General features: G+C 45.6%; 15 protein-coding genes. 11 read left to right on the top strand and 4 right to left on the bottom strand.

What is annotated here, in order from left to right; translation table 11 throughout:
- The first annotated feature begins 22 nt into the window (after positions 1-22).
- Together efp and epmA are read left to right on the top strand one after the other, a co-directional pair.
- The gene (gene efp, locus Q7V21_RS03625) at positions 23-595 is read left to right on the top strand and encodes an elongation factor P (protein ID WP_304915970.1); all 573 of its coding nucleotides are present in this window, start codon (positions 23-25) and stop codon (positions 593-595) included.
- Positions 596-665: 70 nt separating this feature from the next.
- Positions 666-1,634 carry an EF-P lysine aminoacylase EpmA gene (epmA, locus tag Q7V21_RS03620; RefSeq protein WP_304915969.1) on the top strand — a complete coding sequence of 323 codons (969 nt, stop codon included), beginning with the start codon at positions 666-668 and terminating at the stop codon, positions 1,632-1,634.
- A gap of 73 nt (positions 1,635-1,707) precedes the next feature.
- Here the strand turns inward: epmA and Q7V21_RS03615 are convergent, their stop codons facing one another.
- From Q7V21_RS03615 to Q7V21_RS03605, 3 genes are all read right to left on the bottom strand, one after another.
- Positions 1,708-2,811: a choice-of-anchor A family protein gene (locus Q7V21_RS03615; protein ID WP_304915968.1), complete on the bottom strand. Its 1,104-nt coding sequence runs from the start codon at positions 2,809-2,811 to the stop codon at positions 1,708-1,710.
- Between the two features lie 122 nt (positions 2,812-2,933).
- Complete coding sequence (locus Q7V21_RS03610) at positions 2,934-4,238, bottom strand: TRAP transporter large permease subunit (protein ID WP_304915967.1); 1,305 nt, start codon at positions 4,236-4,238, stop codon at positions 2,934-2,936.
- The gene (locus Q7V21_RS03605; RefSeq protein ID WP_304915966.1) at positions 4,238-4,765 is read right to left on the bottom strand and encodes a TRAP transporter small permease subunit; all 528 of its coding nucleotides are present in this window, start codon (positions 4,763-4,765) and stop codon (positions 4,238-4,240) included. Before Q7V21_RS03605 ends, Q7V21_RS03610 begins: the two co-directional genes overlap by 1 nt.
- 159 nt (positions 4,766-4,924) lie before the next feature.
- Between Q7V21_RS03605 and Q7V21_RS03600 the strand changes: the two genes are divergently transcribed.
- The 7 genes from Q7V21_RS03600 to ccoG all read left to right on the top strand — a co-directional run bounded on the left by Q7V21_RS03600 (position 4,925) and on the right by ccoG (position 13,835).
- Positions 4,925-5,290 carry a DUF4389 domain-containing protein gene (locus tag Q7V21_RS03600; protein ID WP_304915965.1) on the top strand — a complete coding sequence of 122 codons (366 nt, stop codon included), beginning with the start codon at positions 4,925-4,927 and terminating at the stop codon, positions 5,288-5,290.
- Positions 5,291-5,318: 28 nt separating this feature from the next.
- A complete protein-coding gene (yaaA, locus tag Q7V21_RS03595) occupies positions 5,319-6,089 on the top strand; it encodes a peroxide stress protein YaaA (protein WP_304915964.1) in 771 nt (256 codons plus the stop codon).
- A gap of 22 nt (positions 6,090-6,111) precedes the next feature.
- Positions 6,112-7,533, top strand: a complete 1,422-nt coding sequence (locus tag Q7V21_RS03590; RefSeq protein WP_304915963.1) for a diguanylate cyclase — start codon at positions 6,112-6,114, stop codon at positions 7,531-7,533.
- A 1-nt stretch (position 7,534) separates the two neighbouring features.
- Positions 7,535-8,083: an RNA 2',3'-cyclic phosphodiesterase gene (gene thpR, locus Q7V21_RS03585; protein ID WP_304915962.1), complete on the top strand. Its 549-nt coding sequence runs from the start codon at positions 7,535-7,537 to the stop codon at positions 8,081-8,083.
- A gap of 74 nt (positions 8,084-8,157) precedes the next feature.
- Positions 8,158-10,752, top strand: a complete 2,595-nt coding sequence (locus Q7V21_RS03580; protein WP_304915961.1) for an EAL domain-containing protein — start codon at positions 8,158-8,160, stop codon at positions 10,750-10,752.
- Between the two features lie 247 nt (positions 10,753-10,999).
- Positions 11,000-12,391 (top strand): PLP-dependent aminotransferase family protein, encoded by a 1,392-nt coding sequence (locus Q7V21_RS03575; protein ID WP_304915960.1) that lies wholly within the window; start codon positions 11,000-11,002, stop codon positions 12,389-12,391.
- Between the two features lie 19 nt (positions 12,392-12,410).
- The gene (gene ccoG / locus Q7V21_RS03570) at positions 12,411-13,835 is read left to right on the top strand and encodes a cytochrome c oxidase accessory protein CcoG (RefSeq protein WP_304915959.1); all 1,425 of its coding nucleotides are present in this window, start codon (positions 12,411-12,413) and stop codon (positions 13,833-13,835) included.
- A 23-nt stretch (positions 13,836-13,858) separates the two neighbouring features.
- Here ccoG and Q7V21_RS03565 read toward each other — a convergent pair whose 3' ends face one another.
- On the bottom strand, positions 13,859-15,388 hold the full coding sequence (locus tag Q7V21_RS03565; protein ID WP_304915958.1) for a bifunctional GNAT family N-acetyltransferase/carbon-nitrogen hydrolase family protein: 1,530 nt from the start codon (positions 15,386-15,388) through the stop codon (positions 13,859-13,861).
- 153 nt (positions 15,389-15,541) lie between these two features.
- Between Q7V21_RS03565 and Q7V21_RS03560 the strand changes: the two genes are divergently transcribed.
- Together Q7V21_RS03560 and Q7V21_RS03555 are read left to right on the top strand one after the other, a co-directional pair.
- Positions 15,542-17,347 carry an SLC13 family permease gene (locus tag Q7V21_RS03560; protein WP_304915957.1) on the top strand — a complete coding sequence of 602 codons (1,806 nt, stop codon included), beginning with the start codon at positions 15,542-15,544 and terminating at the stop codon, positions 17,345-17,347.
- A 72-nt stretch (positions 17,348-17,419) separates the two neighbouring features.
- Entirely contained in the window at positions 17,420-19,636 is a 2,217-nt protein-coding gene (locus Q7V21_RS03555) for a cation-translocating P-type ATPase (RefSeq protein WP_304915956.1), read from the top strand.
- Positions 19,637-19,656 lie beyond the last annotated feature (20 nt).

Genomic DNA, 19,656 nt, shown 5'->3' with positions numbered 1-19,656 from the left:
TCGTCCCCCAAAAGAGGTAAGCATGGCAAGTTATAGTACAAATGAGTTTAAAGCCGGACTGAAATTCATGATGGATGGCGATCCCTGCAGCATCATCGAAAATGAATTTGTGAAACCGGGTAAAGGCCAGGCATTTAACCGCGTTAAATTCCGTAACCTGAAAACTGGTCGCGTTAACGAGCGTACTTTCAAAACCAACGAGTCCGTTGAAAGCGCTGACGTAGTCGAAATGGATCTGGAATTTTCTTATACCGACGGTGAGTTCTGGCACTTTATGGATCCGAGCAGCTTTGAACAATATGCTGCTGATGCCAATGCCATTAGCGAAAGTAAAGACTGGCTCAAAGAGCAATACACTTACACAGTAACATTATGGAATGGCACACCACTTCTGGTGACACCACCAAACTTTGTTAATCTGACAGTTGTAGAAACCGATCCAGGTGTGCGCGGCGATACGTCAGGTGGTGGCGGTAAACCGGCAACCTTGGAAACTGGCGCTGTGGTTCGCGTACCATTATTTATCGAAATCGGTGAAGTATTGCGGGTTGATACACGTTCTGCATCTTACGTTGAACGTGCCAAGAAAGATTAAAGTTATCTTTTTATTTTTTGCCTTCTTATCTGGCATGTTGAACGATGACATGCATAAAGTTAAAGCATAAATGATGCTTCAAGGCGAACCATTGCAAAGCATGTTAAAACGGCGGGCAAAGCTTTTAGCCAATGTCCGCCGTTTTTTTTCAACTCGGAATGTGCTGGAAGTCAGTACCCCTATTTTGTCTTCGGCCGCGCCAACTGCGCCGTATCTTGACAGTTTTTCCACCCGGTTTTCAGTCGGAAATGACTCGAAAACCCTGTATCTGCATACCTCACCTGAATTTGCGATGAAACGCTTGCTGGCAGCGGGCAGTGGACCGATTTATCAGATTGCTACGGTATTTCGTAATGGTGAATTGGGACGGCAACATACCCCCGAGTTTTCGATGCTGGAGTGGTATCGCCCTGGTTTTTCACTGACGGATTTAATGACGGAAGTGGATGCGTTGATGCAACAGGTGATTGGTTTACCTGCAGCGGCCATCTTTCGCTATCGTGATTTATTCTTGAAATATATGCAGGTGGATATTTATCAGGCCGATGATGAAACACTTAAACAATTCGCTTTAGATCGAATTGCCGGGCTAACTAAAGACTGGCAAACCGATCGTGATGGTTGGCTGGAAATGCTGATGAGCGAAGTGATTGAACCTCAGCTTAACATGTTAGACATGCCAGTGATGGTGACCGAATTTCCTGCTTCCCAGGCGCAGTTAGCAAAAACAGAAATCAATACCGAAGGTCATTCGGTTGCCAGGCGTTTTGAGCTTTACGCTGGAGGCATGGAGCTGGCCAATGGCTATGACGAATTATGTGATGCTGCAGAGTTACGGCAACGCTTTGAGCGGGATAACCAACTACGTCAGCAACACGGCAAGCCACCGATGCCGATAGATGAAAATCTGCTGATTGCCATGCAAACCGGTTTGCCGCAATGCAGTGGTGTGGCCTTGGGGCTGGATCGATTAATGATGCTGCATATGAACGTAGAGCATATCAGCCAAGTGCAAAGTATTGCTTTTACTGAGAGCTGAGACGGTGTTTTGACCTAGGCAAATAAAAAGCCACCAACGATGTCGTTGGTGGCTTTTTGGTTTTATGACTAAATTAAAGTGTTTTTTTGCGGTTGCGGCGCATCGCGAAAAAGCCGATCAAACCACTCAAAAACAAAGGCAGAGCTCCAGGAACAGGAACTTGTGTCGGTGGCACAAAGTTAAGTGGTTGAGAGTGGATTTCACCGTATTGTGTCAGGTTCTTAGCGACCAGCGTACCTTCGATATTATTGTAATTTGTTACATCTGCATTCAAAGCCAGAATAGTACCGCCAAATTGGCTGACTAGATTCAGCACGGTGGCATCGACAAAATTCCATAAAAAGATTGAGCCGTAGATGGTCGCAGCACTGGCCAGAAAGTTAGCCTTGATATCCAATACCGTATTGTCGCCACCAAACACATTAAACAGGATGCTTTGCGTATTGGTCATGCTGAAATCAAACTCAAAGGCACCGTCAAAAAAGCTTTTTGCATCGGTGATATTGAAGATGGCAAGACCAGAGTCGTTACCAACTGCATTAAATGTGACCTTACCGCCGTTAATGCTATAGCCACTGTTTGCGTCGAGACCGGATAATTGGTTAGAAAAATCACTTAATACAGTCATGGCATTTGACGCTTCAGTACTTGGATTGAAGGGTGCCGTAACAGGTTGGTTGGATAGGGTTCCACCACCGTTTGCATTTGCTGTGCCGGTCAGGTTGCCGCCATATGTAGTATTGCCACCATTGGTGTTTACAGAACCCGAGATATCACCGATAACTGAAGATGAGCCGTTACCGTTGGCATTGTTTTGTAATGAACCTGATACCGAGCCTACAAAAGCATCACCACCATCGTTCATGGTGACATTACCGGCAATGTTGCCACCAACATTCAGACCTTTGCCTTTGGTTATAACGTTGCCATTTATATTACCGGCCACCGTCAGAGCCGGAACCTCAGCATTCGAAGTTTGATGCATGTTGTACATGCCACCATCTACATTGCCACCAATAAGTGCATTGCCTTCAACTTCTGAGGTGCTTTTTACATTGCCAGAGGTGATGAGATTATATTGGTTGAGTAATGAGGTAGCGTCGACTGGGCCAGCATGAGCAAACTGATTGATGCCGATAAAAAAGAGACCGACTAGCGTTAATCTAGATACATGCACTTGACTCATTCCTTTATTTAATACATGAATTTTGGCTGAATAGTATTTATATGCAAAATAAATAACAACTGTACGTTGGTACAGTATCAGCAATTAATTTCCATACAGGCGGAAATGCTCAATTAAGCCATCAGGTTAGGCAGCCACATTGTCAATATCGGGAAGCTTATGATCAATGCCAGTACCACCAGCTGAATCGCGACAAATGGTGTGATGCCTTTATAGATATCCATAAGCTTTAATGTTGGTGGTGCACTGGCTTTCAGATAAAACAACGAAAAGCCAAATGGTGGTGTGAGAAATGACGTTTGCAGGTTAATCGCAATCAATAAGGCAAACCATAACGGGTCAATGCCTAAATGAATTGCCACTGGCGCAATGATTGGCACGACGATAAAACAAATCTCGATAAAGTCGAGGAAAAAACCCAATACAAAAATCAGTAGCATGCTGATAATCAGAAACGTCCATTTGCCGCCAGGTAAGCCGGAAAAAATATCCAGAATAAGCCCATCACCGCCCATGCCGACAAATACCAGACCAAACGCTGTGGCACCGATAAAGATCAAAAACACCATACTGGTCAGTCGTGCAGTTTTTTGCATGGCATCACGCAGATTTGGCATGGTCAAACGTCGATGCAAAGCAGCCAGAATCAATGCGCCCAATGCACCTACAGCAGCCGACTCAGTGGGAGAGGCGATACCATGAAAAATTGAGCCCAATACCGCGATAATGAGCAGCAATGGTGGCAGCAGACTTTTTAAAACGCTAAGCCATAATGCGGAAAGTTCAGTGTTATCATCCTGCACTGCGGGTGCTAGATGTGGGTGACGCCAAGCCACATAACCTATATATAGGGTGTAAGCCACAATCAGCATGATGCCCGGCACCACAGCACCAATAAATAATTCACCCACCGGTACACCGATAACATCACCTAATAAAATCAGAATAATGCTTGGAGGAATGATTTGTCCTAGGGTGCCGGATGCGGCAATAGTGCCACTGGCTAATGATGGTGCATAGCCGCGCTTTAACATGGAAGGTAAAGCAATAACAGTCATGGTCACCACTGAGGCACCAACCACACCGGTGGTTGCGGCTAATAAAGCACCCACCATGACCACAGATATTGCCAGCCCACCACGAATGCGGCCAAATACTCGTCCCATGGTATCGAGTAGCTCTTCTGCTACTCCGGACTTTTCCAGCACCACGCCCATAAATACAAACAGGGGAACAGCCAACAAGGTGAAGTTGGTCATGATGCCCCAGATGCGAAACGGTAATAACTGGAAGAAATCAAAACCCAGATAAATACTGCCAAATAGCAGTGAGATGGCACCTAATACAAAGGCCACCGGGTAACCTGAGAGCAACAACAGGATCAACAAGCCAAACATCAGCAGAGCCATGTATTCCATTATTGTTGTTCCTGCTGTTGGCGAATGAGTCGGATATTGCGAATTAACTCAGCGATTGCCTGGATTATCAACAACAGGAATCCCAGCAATAAAGCAGACTTGAGAATAAATCGATAGGGCAGGCCACCGGGGTCGGGGGAGCCTTCCTGATATAAATACGCGTTATAGGCAAATGGCCAACTGCTGATTAGAATCAGCACACAAAAAGGCATGAGAAATAACACAATGCCGATGACATCAATCCAGGCGCGATGTTTATCACTGAGCCGCTGACTGCGATAAAGGATATCCACCCGCACGTGACCATCGTGTTTCAGGGTATAAGCGCTGCCGAGTAAAAAGATTAATGCAAACAGGTGCCATTCCAACTCCTGCAAGCCAACAGAGCCTTGTTGGAACAAATAACGCATCATCACGTCATAACAAGTCAGTAGCACTAACAGTAAGACCAACCAGCTACTGAGCTTTCCAGTGAATTCGGTAAAACGGTTTATCGAAAATTCCAACGAGGTAAAAAATCGGCCCATGGTTGATTGTCACCAGCAAAATAAACGTTGAAGTTTCCCACAAAGCGGTCAATTGCTCCAGCAATTCACCATTAAATGAAATTTACTGTTCAGTTATCCGCAACCTTTAATGGAAGTGGTAAAGTGATACGACTGACCCAATAAACGAGGAGAGATGACATGGATAATACAAGTCTGAAATACAGCAGTGAAAAAGCGCAACTAATCCGGCTTCTGTATATGCTGCTTTACGGTTTTGTGCTGTATCTGACCATGTCGGTACTGGCGATAGTGGTTATTGTGCAATTTGTCTTTGCGTTATTCAGTGGTAGTCCCAACCCCTCTATTCTTAATTTTTCCAAAGATCTTTCCCGCTTTATCCAGCAAATGGTGTTATTTCTGACCTATAACGACGAGAGAAAGCCTTTTCCGTTCAATCCTTTGTATGATGAGGTAGAGGTTGAAGCGGTATACGATAACGACGATTATATTGCGGATTATGAAGACATCACTGATAAAGATGATCCGACAAAACCTAAACAATAATTCGAACTAAAGGAAATTTAACTTTCTTATGCTCACTGTAATCTCTCCCGCGAAGACACTCGATTTTGATACCCCTTCGCATACCGATAAACACACCGAACCTCGGTTCCTTTCTCAATCCCAGCAATTGATCGATCAATTGAAAAAGTTATCTTCTCAGGAAATTGCCAATCTGATGAAGGTTAGTGACAAACTTGCTGGATTGAATATGGCGCGGTTCCAACAATGGCAAACACCATTTACTGCGGAAAATGCCAAGCAAGCCATTCTGGCATTTAAAGGCGATGTTTATACTGGACTGGAAGCAGAAACCCTTGATGAGAAAGGCTTGGAATTTGCTCAGCAACATTTACGCATCTTGTCTGGTTTATATGGTGTTTTACGCCCATTGGATTTGATGCAACCTTATCGTTTAGAAATGGGTACACCCTTTCAGAATAAAGCTGGGAGAGATCTCTATACTTTCTGGGGGGAGCAATTACAGAAGTCATTGGAAGCCGAACCGGCTTTACAAGATGGAGTGTTGATCAATCTGGCATCCAATGAATACTTTAAAGCGGTGAACGCCAAAAAACTCAAAGCAACTATCATCACGCCAGTCTTTAAAGACTGGAAAAATGGTCAATATAAAATGATCAGTTTTTACGCCAAAAAAGCACGGGGACTGATGAGCCGTTACATTATTGATCAGCAAATTAATTCACCGGAAAAACTCAAGCAATTTGATTCAGAAGGCTATCGTTACAGCGAAGAAATGAGTCAAAAAAATGATTGGGTGTTTATCCGGGATCATGATTAATTAAAGTGAGATAGGTGCGGCAATGCAGCCAGGGACGGTAACGAAACTTATCACCTCTACGTTAATGTTTATGAGCTTTCTGGCAAGCCAGTCTGTGAGTGCTACGGTGCTATTGAGCGCGGTAGAGCAAGATTATCTCAGTCAAAAACAATCGATAAAGCTGTGTACTGATCCTGATTGGCTGCCCTATGAGGGTATTGATGAAAAGAGTGAATTTACCGGCATCATGTCGGATTTTTATGCTTTATGGTCTGACAAAATCAATACGCCAATCGAACTGGTCCAAAGCTCTAGCTGGGAACAGTCATTGCAGTTAATACAAAATGGCAAATGCGATATTCTTTCCAGTGCCATGGATGTACCCAGTCGCCGTGACTGGTTAAATGTCACCACGCCTTATATTTTTTATCCATTGGCAGTCGCTACCCAGCCAAGTCATGAATTTGTGGTGAAATTTGAACAAGTTCTGGATCGTGATTTTGTGATGGTGGAAGGTTATGCCGGCATTGAAATGCTGCGTAATCGTTACCCCGATATCAATATAGACGTCGTTAAGTCATCCCGAGAAGGCCTGAAGATGGTCGAAACTGGCCTTGTATACGGATACATAGATACCGTACCGACTATTAATTTTCAGATGTTACGTTGGGGAGTATCACATCTGAAAATCAGTGGGGTATTGGATCTACAATATGCAATGTCTGTGGGGGTGAGTACCCGGGAACCGCAATTGCTTGATATATTTAACAAGGTTATAGCCGATACCACTGAACTGGAACGTCAGCGAGTATTGAATAACTGGTTATCTTTAGATTACCTTCAACCTGAAGATAAGACTTTATTCTGGATATTATTTAGCGGCGTAATACTGGTGCTGATAATCCTGATGTTTCGCTACAGACAGGTGCATCACCATAATCGAAATTTACGCCATCTCAATAATAAACTTGAGCAAATTTCCCAATATGACCATCTCACAGGGCTGGCAAACCGGTATGCCCTGCATCAGCGTTTTAATGTCGAAATCGAAACTGCCAAACAAACACAACAGCTGTTTTCGCTGATCATGCTGGATTTAGATTTTTTTAAAACCATTAATGACGAGCATGGTCATGAAGTGGGGGATAACGTTATCAAAGAGTTTGCTTCACTGTTGAAGTCAATGGTGCGTGAAAACGATCTGGTCGGCCGCTGGGGAGGTGAGGAGTTTTTAATCCTCTGTTCACAGACCTCACAAAATGGTGCTTTTCACTTGGCCGAGCAGATTCGACTGCAAGTGCAAACCATGGATTTCTCAGTGGATCGCCAAATTACAGCCAGTTTTGGACTCAGCGAGTATAGGCTTGGAGAAACCATCAGTGATACGATTAAGCGTGCTGACGACGCATTGTATCTTGCAAAGAACAATGGTCGTAATCAGGTTGTAATGTCGGACTCTGATTAAGATGAATTTACCACCAAACACTGAGTTAACCCCGGGGCGGTATTTTTTTGCCTTGTCGCCAGATCTGAATTCGCGCATGCAAATTCAGCACATCATGAAACGTCTGCCTGAAGATAAAGCTTTAAAGTTACAAACCACTGCCAACTTACATCAAACGCTATTGTTTCTTGGTCAACTGGATCAGCAGCAAATCAACGCTTTATTAGCAGGCACCGAATCATTGCGTTTTCCTGAGATACATATGCAGTTTGATCATCTTTCTTATTGGGATACTCCCAAGATCTTTTGTCTGACCAGTCGTGCACCAAGTGCCGAATTATTTGATCTGGTAAACAAGCTGCAACAGATTGCCAGCGATGCTGATATAGCCATAGATATAAAACCGTATCAGCCTCACATCACCCTTGCTCGCAAGGCTAAGCAAGCGGTCCCGGTAGCTATTGCTCCGGTCCGTTTCAGAGCTCAAGAGCTGGTATTAATGAAATCGGTTTCAACCGATCATGGCCCCCAATATTATCCGGTGATGCATTGGCCAATCACCGATAACTGATGCTAGATATATGCAAATAACAACGAGATAAATCTGTTATAACTGTATTTCTCTGATGACCACTGTCGCAATCAATGATTCCCAAAGCCAATTTTTTCAGTTTAAGCTCGTTAATGGTGTTGCTATTGACATCATTAACCAGCGGAAAACTACTGGCTGAGCAAACCACTCTGCGAGTGGGGATCTATGAAAATCCACCTAAGTTGTTGATGAACTCTGACGGGCAAGTGAGTGGGATTTTAGGCGATATTTTGCGGATAGTTGCCGAGCGGGAAAACTGGCAGTTAATTGCCGTACCTTGTTATTGGAATGACTGTCTGCAAATGCTAGCTAAGGGCGAAATTGATTTGTTACCAGATGTCGCGATGGCGGTAACTCGTACAGATTTATATGATTTTCATTCCACACCGGCGCTGCTCAGTTGGTCACAGATCTACGTCAGTCGAGGTAATAACCTAAGTAGCTTGCTGGAGCTGGATGGTAAGCGTCTGGCGTTACTGAAAGGCTCGATTCAGTACGATTATCTTAATCAACTGGCGGAAAGCTTTAATATTGATGTGACCTTTGTTTTGGTCGATACACAGCAAGCAGCTTTTGCAGCCCTGGTAAATGGTGTTGCCGATGCGGTGACTGCCAATAACTTTATCAGTGAGCTGAAAGCCGCTGAACTGAACTTAAAACCCACCTCCATTATTTTTCAGCCGAGTCGTTTATATTTCGCTACCTCAAAAGGTAAACATGGCGACGTATTGGAGACACTGGATAATTATTTGCAAAAATGGCAAAACGAAGCCAATTCGCCATATTTCTCCGTATTACAAACATGGAACAACCCTGCGGTCAAAACCATTATTCCAAAAGAATTATGGTGGTTATTGATAGCGTTAATTGTAGGGTTTGTAAGTGCCGTCGGTTTTTCATTGTTATTGCGGCGGCGCGTCCATGAAAAAACGATTTCCTTACGGCAATCTGAACAAAACCTGAGCGTTATTCTCGATAGTGTCGATGCGCATATTTATATCAAAGATCTGCAATTGAATTACCAGTATGTCAATCAGAACGTATGCAAGCTGATTGGTCTGGATGAAAAAGATATCCTGGGTAAAACCGACACCATATTATTTGATCAGGAAACCTGTAAAACGCTGCGTGAAAATGATCTCAGAGTCATCGAAAAAGGGGAGCGGATCGTTGAAGAAGAAATCAATACCGTGCTTGGGTCGGAAACACCACAAACCTTTCTTTCGGTGAAGCTGCCGCTGCGACAGGAAGATGGCACTGTTTACGCGTTATGCGGTATTTCTACCGATATTACGGATTATCTGTTGATACAAAAGCAGCTGCGCAAACTGGCTTTATATGATTCCCTCACCGGTCTGGCCAATCGTCGCTTATTGATGGAGTTTCTGGAGGATGCACTGGCTGAAAATGGTCAGTTTCACCAGGAAGGGGCTTTGCTGATCGTTGATTTGGATGCCTTTAAAACATTAAACGATACCCTGGGACATCACGCAGGGGATTTATTACTGCAAGCGGTTTCCAAAAGGCTTCAGAGTCGGCTGGCTTCACAGGACTTGGCCGCCAGATTGGGTTCTGATGAGTTTGTCATCGTCAAGCCTAATATGGGAGTACTTCGCGACGAGGTACAAACCAGTGCTCAAAAATTTGCTGAAGAAATCCTGCAAGATTTTATTCTGCCTTTTAGCCTGGATCAGACTCAGTACATTGCCTCAGCCAGTGTTGGTATCGCCTTGTTTTCGGATGCAGAGGGCGATGTTGAACGCTTACTGCAAGATGCCGATATGGCGTTATATCGAGCCAAAGCATCCGGGCGTAACAGCCTGAAATTCTTTGATCCGACCATGCAGAAAGAAGTGAACCGGCGCAGCGAATTGGAACGTAAATTACGCGATGCCATTGCTCTGCAGCAGCTCGAGTTGTATGTACAGCCACAAATCAGTAGTGACAAGCAGTATGTCGGCATGGAAGCATTATTACGCTGGAATGACCCGGTGGAAGGGTTTATTTCACCAGCCGACTTTATCCCTATAGCCGAATCAAGTGGTCTGATCATCCCTCTGGGGGCCTGGGTATTAAGAAAAGCCTGCCAGATCCTCGCCGAGTGGTCGACAATACCGGGTATGGAAAACCTGACCTTATCAGTCAATATCAGTCCAAGGCAATTCCGTCATTTGCAATTTATTGACTATATCGACAGTTGCTTGATCGAGCTAAAGGTTAATCCCAATCACTTGGAACTTGAAATCACCGAAAGCCTGTTAATTGAGGATATTGATCACACTATCGAGCGCATGAATGCTTTACGTCAGCGTGGTTTACGTTTTGCCCTGGACGATTTTGGCACCGGTTACGCTTCGCTAAGTTATTTAAAATTACTGCCTCTGAATAAATTGAAAATCGACCAGTCGTTTGTTCATGATGTACTGACCGACGTCAATGATGAAGCCATCGTCAGCACCATTATTGCTCTGGGACAGAGTCTGGATTTAGCGGTGATTGCTGAAGGTGTGGAAACAGCAGAACAGGCGGCTTTGCTGGAAAAATTCGGCTGCCATGTTTATCAAGGCTATTTTTTTGGTAAACCGGCTCCGGTCACTGAATGGCAAGAGATTATCTCTGCAGCCAGCAAACGACAGAAAAACCTATAAATCTCTGGCGCAGAGCATTTCGGCTTTTTTGCGCAATGCAGTATGAATCTCTCATTTTGCAATCTGTTTTGTTGTAAAAAATTGTATGGCTTGGATGCAAATCAATACATTAAAACGGCATGCAGGCCATACAATTAAAATAAAACAGTAGTTATATCCATACATTATTTATTTTTGTATGCAAATAAGTTTGTTTTTGTCTGGGAAAGTGCCTAACGTGACTTCTAAACAGTAATTAGGAGCACCTATGCGCTCGTGGAAAGCTCGAATCGAATCCGATGCCAAAACCAAATACCTCGGCATTGTGGAAGCCTTGGAAGCCGATATCTATTCCGGATATGTCAAAGCGGGGGATCGTTTACCGCCACAACGTGCCGTGGCAGAAGCATTGAATGTGGACTTAACCACCGTCACTCGTGCTTTTAATGAAGCCAGACGTCGTGGATTAATTGATGCCACAACGGGCCGTGGCAGTTTTGTCCGTCAGCATGTTGAAAGCAAGCTTATTTCACATATTTCAACGGCTCGGCCTTTACTTGACCTGAGCATGAATAATCCTCCACAACCCGAATCAGCAGGGTTGCAACAACATATTCCGCAAGGCATCGCTCAGCTTATTTCAGGTGCTGATCGCATATTGCAATTGCATTATCAGGATAGTGCCGGTAATCCCCATGATCGAAGTGCAGCCGCTGGCTGGTTGGCACAGACAATCGACAAGGTAACGACGGAACGTACCTTAATAACCGGTGGAGCCCAGGCGGCGTTATATGCCATTTTGCAATCTATGGCTCAACCCGGAGATATCATTGCCTGTGGTGAATTTGTCTATCCGGGGTTGAAGTCTGCGGCAGAACAACTTCAATTGGCATTACAGCCATTGAGTATGGACGAACAAGGCGTGTTGCCGGATGCGTTTGAACAAGCGTGCAGACAATACCCAATCAAAGCCATTTATCTGGTGCCGACCATGGATAACCCGACAACGGCGACCATGTCATTAACCAGACGGCAGCAAATCGTGGCCATTGCTGAAGAATATGACATCAGCATTATTGAAGATGATCCCTATTCACCTTTGCTGGAAGATCCTGAAACAACTTTATTTGATTTAGCGGCAGATCGTAGCTGGTACATACGCACACTATCCAAATGCATTACGCCTGCATTACGTCTCGCCTATGTGATTGCCCCCAGTAATTCTCATGCATTGGGACTGGCCAATGTTTTACGTGCCATCAGCGTCATGGCGTCACCATTGATGGCTGCTCTGGTATCACGCTGGATCCATGATGGGCGGATCAATCGTTTTTCCGAAGCTATTCGTGAAGAAAACCAGCAACGTCAGCAGATCGCCAAACAGCTATTGGCCGGAATGGATTTTTCCAGTAACGCAGCAGGCCATCATATCTGGCTGCAATTACCCAGTTGCTGGCAGGCGAATGCGTTTGCTGAACAGGCGACGGTATTGGGCGTATCCGTCGTGGCATGTAACAGTTTTGGTTTTAGTGATCGGCAGCGTCAGGCGGTTCGGTTGTCACTCGGGCTGACACCGGATCATGCAACGCTTTCACAGGCGTTAAGCATTTTACGTGGCTTGTTGATTCAGCCTGCCACCGTCTCCCATCACATCATCTAACCCGAAAGTGAGCAAAAATATGATTGAACAACCGATTCACTTTATGGAAAAAAATGGCGATATCTATGAAGAAATGGCCGACTGGGATGTGAATGCCGGAGGCGAGAAAATCGTCGCCAAACGTATGTCGGGTCGCTTCCGTAATCTGAAATGGTTTGGCATGTCAGTGTGGCTGATCTATTTCCTGGTGCCATACATTCGCTGGAATGGTGAGCAAGCGGTATTGCTGGATATCCCCAATCGTCAGTTTCATTTTTTTGAACTGACTATTTTCCCGCAGGATATCTGGATGCTGTCGCTGACATTGTTGTTCTTTGCCATTTTGCTGGCGGCGGTGACCAGTGTGGCTGGACGGGTGTTTTGTGGTTATTTCTGTTTCCAGACCGTGTGGACCGATATTTATACCTGGATTGAAACCAAATTTGAGGGTGATACACCCCAAAAACAATTACGCTTCAAACAAGCCCCGTGGTCGGTTGGCAAAATTTTGAAAAAATTCACTAAACACAGCCTGTGGATGGCTATTGCTTTGCTGACCGGGCTGACCTTTTCCGCCTGGTTTACCGATGCATTTGAATTGTGGGGTGATGTCTTCAGTCTGCAGGCGCATATTGCCGTGTGGATAGCGATGGTCATTTTCACCACCTTCACCTATGTGTTTGCCGGCTTTATGCGTGAGCAGGTGTGTTTCTGGTTATGCCCTTATGCACGTTTGCAAGGGGTGATGTATGACCAGAATACGATTTTGCCGGCTTATGATGCTGAGCGCGGTGAACCTCGCGGCAAACTGAAAAAAGGCCAGACCGATCCGAGTAAAGGCAGCTGTATTGATTGCAAACTTTGCGTCAATGTCTGCCCGACCGGTATTGATATCCGTAAAGGTCAACAGGAAGGTTGTATCACTTGTGGTATGTGCATTGATGCCTGTGATTCGGTAATGGATAAAATCAATGAGCCGCGCGGCTTGATTCGTTATGCTTCATACGCTGAATTGCAAGGGCATAGCAAACCACAAGCGCTGTACAAACGTCCTCGGGTGATTATCTACACGTTTATTCTGCTGGCTTCTCTGTTGGGTATTGTGTATGGCTTTTTATCGTTGTCATCGACAGATTTCAGCGTCAGCCCGGATCGTCAGCCGTTATTTGTGCGTTTAAGTGATGGCTCGATTCAGAATCGTTATACGCTGAAGCTGCTTAACAAAGAAAATGTGCCGATTGAAGTGCAATATCGGGTTGCAGGACTGGATGGGGCTAACCTGCATGGCATTCATGAATCGTATGTGATTGAACCCGCCAAGGTTTTAACCATTACTGCATTGGTTAAAGTGCCAGAGGATAAGCTGCAACCAGGCATCAGCCCACTTATTTTCAATGTCGAAGTGATTGATGGACCTGAGTCAGAAATTACCTATCAAACCATCTTTATCGCACCCAAGAAATAACTTGGGTGCGGGTTGAAAAAGCCCTAGTCAGTATTTTTGATAAACAGCTCATAAAGATCAGCCCGCCGATCTTTCAGATTGGTCACAGCACCCTCACTCCGTACCAGTTTGAGTTTGTCTAAGTCCAGATCTGAAAACATGATCATTTCACTGTTAGGTGTTGTTTCGGCCATGATGGCATCGTGCGGGAAGGCAAAATCTGAGGGCGAGAATACCGAAGATTGTGCGTACTGCACATCGAGGTTTTCCACTTTGGGCAGGTTGCCGACACTGCCGGTGATAGCCACATAACATTCATTTTCAATGGCGCGAGCCTGAGCACAATGACGTACTCGCAGATAACTGTTTTTGGTATCAGTCCAGAAGGGCACAAAAATAATATCCACTTCCTGATCGGCGGCAATCCGTCCCAATTCAGGAAACTCAATGTCATAACAAATCATGATAGCCACCCGGCCGGCATCGGTTTCAAACACCTGAAACTTGTTGCCACCTTCAATGACCCAGTCACGTCGTTCATGCGGAGTAATATGGATTTTGCGTTGTTCTTCCACCCGACCATCGCGGTGGCAGAGATAGGACACGTTATAAACCCGGTCATTTTCCAATAACGGCATAGAACCGGTGATGATATTGATGTTGTAACTGACCGCCATATCCGACATGGCATCGCGGAACTGTTGGGTATAGCTGGCTAAAAACCGAATAGCCCGGGTCTGGTCGACCTGATCGGTCAATCCCATTAACGGCGCATTAAAGAATTCCGGAAATAACGCAAAATCACTTTTGTAATCAGACAAGGCATCGACAAAATACTCGACTTGTTTAAGCACTTCTTCAACCGAGGCAAATTCACGCATCTGCCATTGCACAGCCCCAAGCCGAACCTGGGTTTTACGAACGTTCAATACCGATGATGGCGGTGTGTAAAGAATATTGTTCCAATCCAGCAATGTGGCGTGTCCCAAAGACTTCTCGTCTTCGGGAAGATACTTGTGCATCAGCCGCATAACCTGAAAATCATTGGAAAGCTGAAAGGTCAGAATGGGATCATAAATCTCTTTTCGTGAGACCTGATCAATGTATTCAGCTGGTGAAAACTTGTCTGCGTATTTATGGTAGTTGGGGATACGACCACCGGCCAGAATGGCTCGCAGATTCATTGATCGACACAATTCCTTGCGGGCTTCATACAAACGACGACCTAAACGGTAACCGCGATATTCCGGATGAATGAATACATCCAGACCGTATAATGAGTCGCCATGCGGGTTGTGCCAGATTTTATCGTTACTCAGAATCAAATCATCGTAGGTATGCGGGTTGCTGAAGCGTTCATAACTGACCATGACCGTTAATGCCACCGCAATCAGTTCTCCCGAATCCTCGATGCAGATCTGCCCATCCTGAAACTGATTAATCAAGGCTTCAATGGTCGGTTTGGGCCAGGCACCACCAATATCCTCATAGACTGTATCCATCAGAGTTTTGAGCTGGTCGTAATCCTCCATAGTGAGATTACGTAAATTCAGATGCAGCTCTTCGTGGGCCATACTTGCTCCGTTGTTTAATCAGTGAATATCCCGTTGAGTCTAGCAGAAGCCGGCCGGCATGATCTGCGCATAAGACGTTAATTTTGCAGATTAACCCTGACTAAAGCTTCACCACGGACAAACTGCTATATTGCCAGCCAAAAAAGGGATGTTATGACCACTGATCAAATGATTATTTTTGCTGTGCTGGCAGCAACACTGGGTTTGTTTATCTGGGATAAATTGCGCTATGACATTGTTGCTGTCCTGGCTTTATTGACCGTTGCTTTAACCGGTTTAATTCCCGCTGATGACGTGTTTTCGGGACTTGGTCATCCAGCAGTGATAACGGTGGCGGCAGTGTTGATTATTGGGCAAGCACTGGTCAATGCCGGGGTGGTAGATGCTATCGCGCGACAACTGACCAAAGCCGGAGATAGTCCTACTTTGCAAATGGCTGCACTGACGGTGACCGTGGCAATTTGTTCAGGCTTTATGAATAACGTCGGCGCGTTAGCTTTATTAATGCCAGTGGCGATTTGGATGTCTCGGCAAAGCGGTCATTCACCCTCGATGTTTTTGATGCCTTTAGCCTTCGGTTCGTTACTTGGCGGTTGTCTGACGCTAATCGGCACCCCACCTAATATCATTATTGCCAGCTATCGCACTCAAACGGATTCGCCAGCGTTTGGCATGTTTGATTTTTTACCGGTGGGTATCGCAATTACCGTGGTAGGTGTGCTTTTTCTGGTATTTCTGGGACGCTTTCTCACGCCGCAGCGTGAAGCCAGTAACAGTGACGACGAATTATTCGAAATCAGCAGCTATCTCACCGAATTAAGTGTGCCGGAAGAATCTGAATATAAGGGTCGAAGCCTGATGGATCTGGTGGCTGCGGTTGAAGACGAAGCGGATATATCAGTGGTGGCATTGGTGCGTGGAGAAGAACGCTTCAACACGCCTTCGATGTATAGGGTGTTACAGCAAGATGATGTGCTGTTGATTGAAGCGGATTCTGATAGTTTGAAAGCGCTGACCGATGTAACAAAGTTAAAGCTGGCTGGAGATAAAACCGATCAACAAACCGAACAGGATGAAGCCGCATCTGAATCGAAAAAACCTCAGGATTTGGATGTTGTTGAAGCCATTCTGGCTCATGACTCGATTTTGGTTGGCAACACGCTAAGTAGTCTGTCGATTCGTCAGCGTTATGGCATCAACATTCTTGCAGTGGCGCGCCGCGGCCATCAGCTTAAACAACGTTTGCATAAAATCCGTTTTGTGGCGGGTGATATCTTGTTGATGCAAGGCAGCGACGATGTGCTCAAATCAGTGATGGGAGAGTTGGGCTGCCTGCCACTGGCTTCTAGAGGTTTACAGTTGGGGCAACCGCGTAAGGTTGCTATCGCTTCAGTGATCTTTATCGGCGTGATAGCCCTCATCATGTTTGATGTGGTTTCCACGGCAACTGCAATGGTTACCGGTGTGGTGGCGATGTTTTTTGCAGGTTTGTTACCCGTGGCGAAACTGTATAAAAGTCTCGACTTGCCGGTGGTTGTGTTACTGGCCGCGATGCTGCCAGTCGGCCAGGCATTGGAGGCGACAGGCGGTTCAGAATTAATCGCTAATTTACTGCTCAATATGGCGGAGTCTGCGCCTCCTGCGATGACAGTGGTGATTTTGATGGTGGCGACAATGTTACTGTCCAACATCATTAACAATGCCGCTGCTGCCATATTGGCGGCACCGATTGCGATTAGTGTTGCCAGCGGCATGAATGTTTCTGCTGATCCATTACTGATGGCTGTGGCTATTGGCGCTTCCTGTGCCTTTTTGACGCCGATTGCTCACCAATCCAATACCTTGGTGATGGAGCCGGGTGGTTATAGTTTTACCGATTACTGGAAACTGGGTTTGCCATTATCGATTTTAGTTATCCTGACCGCTTTACCCGTCATATTGTGGGTATGGCCGTTGTAAACTTGTATTCAGGCTTTATGACCCAACCTTAAAAAGTATTGCTTCACGATTTATCTGCCAACAGGACATAAAATGGCTCAGCAAATTGTTCAATTGCAACTCAGCGGTATGCGCTGTGCAGCCTGTGCCAATAGTATTGAAAAGGCCTTGAAAAAAAACTCTGCGGTTAAGTCGGTTCAGGTTAATTACGCGAATGAAAAAGCGACTATTCGCGGTGAAAACCTCAATGCAGACAGTCTGATAAATGTTGTCGAACAGGCTGGCTATGCAGCTCAGTTGATTGATATTGAACACCCGCAGACAGATTCAAACCAGCAACTGCAACAACGGCAGTTTTATAAATTTGTTGCTGCGGCCATCTTGTCGTTCCCTTTGCTGTACAGCATGGTCGGCCATTTCAGCTGGACCAGCGGTATCCCTGTTCCATCGTTGTTAATGAATGCCTGGTTTCAGATGGCTTTAGCCACGCCGGTGCAGTTTATTATTGGCTGGCAGTTTTATCGAGGCAGTTATTTCGCCTTAAAAAATCGTAGTGCCAATATGGATGTGCTGGTGGCATTAGGCACGTCAGCAGCCTATTTTTATAGTGTGTGGCTGACCTTTAGCTATGGTGCGATGGCGGCCCATGATGGCTTGTATTTTGAAACCAGCGCGGTGTTGATTACTTTAATTCTGCTGGGCAAGTGGTTTGAAGCCCGTGCTAAAGGTCATACTTCCGAAGCCATACGCAAACTGTTAAAACTCCAGCCGCAGCAGGCATTACGTGAATCTGCTGACGGTCATACTGAATTGGTTTCGGTTAAAGATTTGCAGCAGGGTGATGTTGTGCAGATTAAACCTGGTCAGCAAATTCCGGTGGACGGCGTAATCGTTGAAGGTCAATCGGCGGTGGATGAATCGATGCTGACTGGTGAAAGCATGCCTGTGGAAAAAACTGTCAACGACAAAGTGGTGGGTGCCACGTTTAACCAGAATGGATTTTTGCGGGTTCGCGCCACTCATTTGGGTGAAGAGGCTGCTTTGGCTCGTATTGTCCGGGTAGTTGAGCAGGCCCAGGGATCTAAAGCACCTATTCAACGTCTGGCAGATAAAGTCTCGGGGATTTTTGTGCCCGTTGTGGTGGTGATTGCATTAATAACCTTTTTATTATGGTGGTTCTGGTTTAGTCCCGGTGATACAGGAAAAGCTTTGCAAACCATGGTTGCTGTTCTGGTCATCGCCTGTCCCTGTGCGCTTGGACTCGCGACACCTACCTCTATCATGGCCGGCTCCGGTCGGGCGGCAGAGGCGGGCATATTATTTAAACAGGCGGATACGCTTGAACTGACTCAGTCACTGACCACGGTGGTGTTTGATAAAACCGGTACGTTGACCCAGGGAAAACCAGCCTTAACCGATTTTGTGGTGGCAGATAATTTTGATCAATCTGTTATTGCCAGCGTGGTCAGTGCTATTGAGGCCAAATCAGAACATCCTCTGGCACAAGCCATTGTCACTGGATTGCAGAAATCCGACAGCCAAACAACCGAAATTCAGAATTTTCAGTCTCTGAGTGGTCATGGCGTGGCGGCGAATACGGTATTAGCTGGTAAAAATTCACAGATCCTCATTGGCACCAAAAAGCTGATGCAGGATTATCAGATTGAAACGGGCCATTGGCTACAGCAGCAACAAAGCTTGGAGCAGCAGGGAAAAACGGCCATGTTAATTGCGGTGGATCAGCAGGTTATTGGATTACTGGCGGTGGCAGATACCATCCGAGAGTCGGCAAAATCGGCGATTAGCGCATTAAAAAATCGTGGTCTGCAAGTCATTATGTTGACCGGAGATAACCAGATCACGGCTCAGGCTATTGCCGATGAGCTTGGAATTGATAAAGTCATTGCCGAAGTCTTGCCCGAACATAAAGCCGATAAGATTCGTGAATTACGCCAGCAAGGCCAGGTGGTGGCTATGGTAGGCGACGGTATTAATGATGCCCCGGCTTTAGCGGAAGCCGATATCGGTATTGCCATGGGCAGTGGCACCGATGTAGCCATAGAAACAGCTGATATTGCGTTGATGAGAGCTGACCTAAATGCTGTAGATAATGCTATCCAGTTAAGTTATTTAACGGTCAGGAATATTCGACAGAATCTGTTTTGGGCTTTTGCTTACAATTCTCTGGGCATTCCAATTGCGGCTGCAGGCTTGTTGGCTCCTTGGGTTGCTGGCGCAGCCATGGCATTTAGCTCTATTTCGGTTGTGTTAAATTCCCTAAGATTGCAGCGTATTAAGCATATTCTTTAAGTACTCGCTGAAGATTTAAA

It is taken from the genome of Methylophaga sp., assembly GCF_030651745.1.
This window is presented reverse-complemented; position numbering and strand designations above follow the sequence as displayed.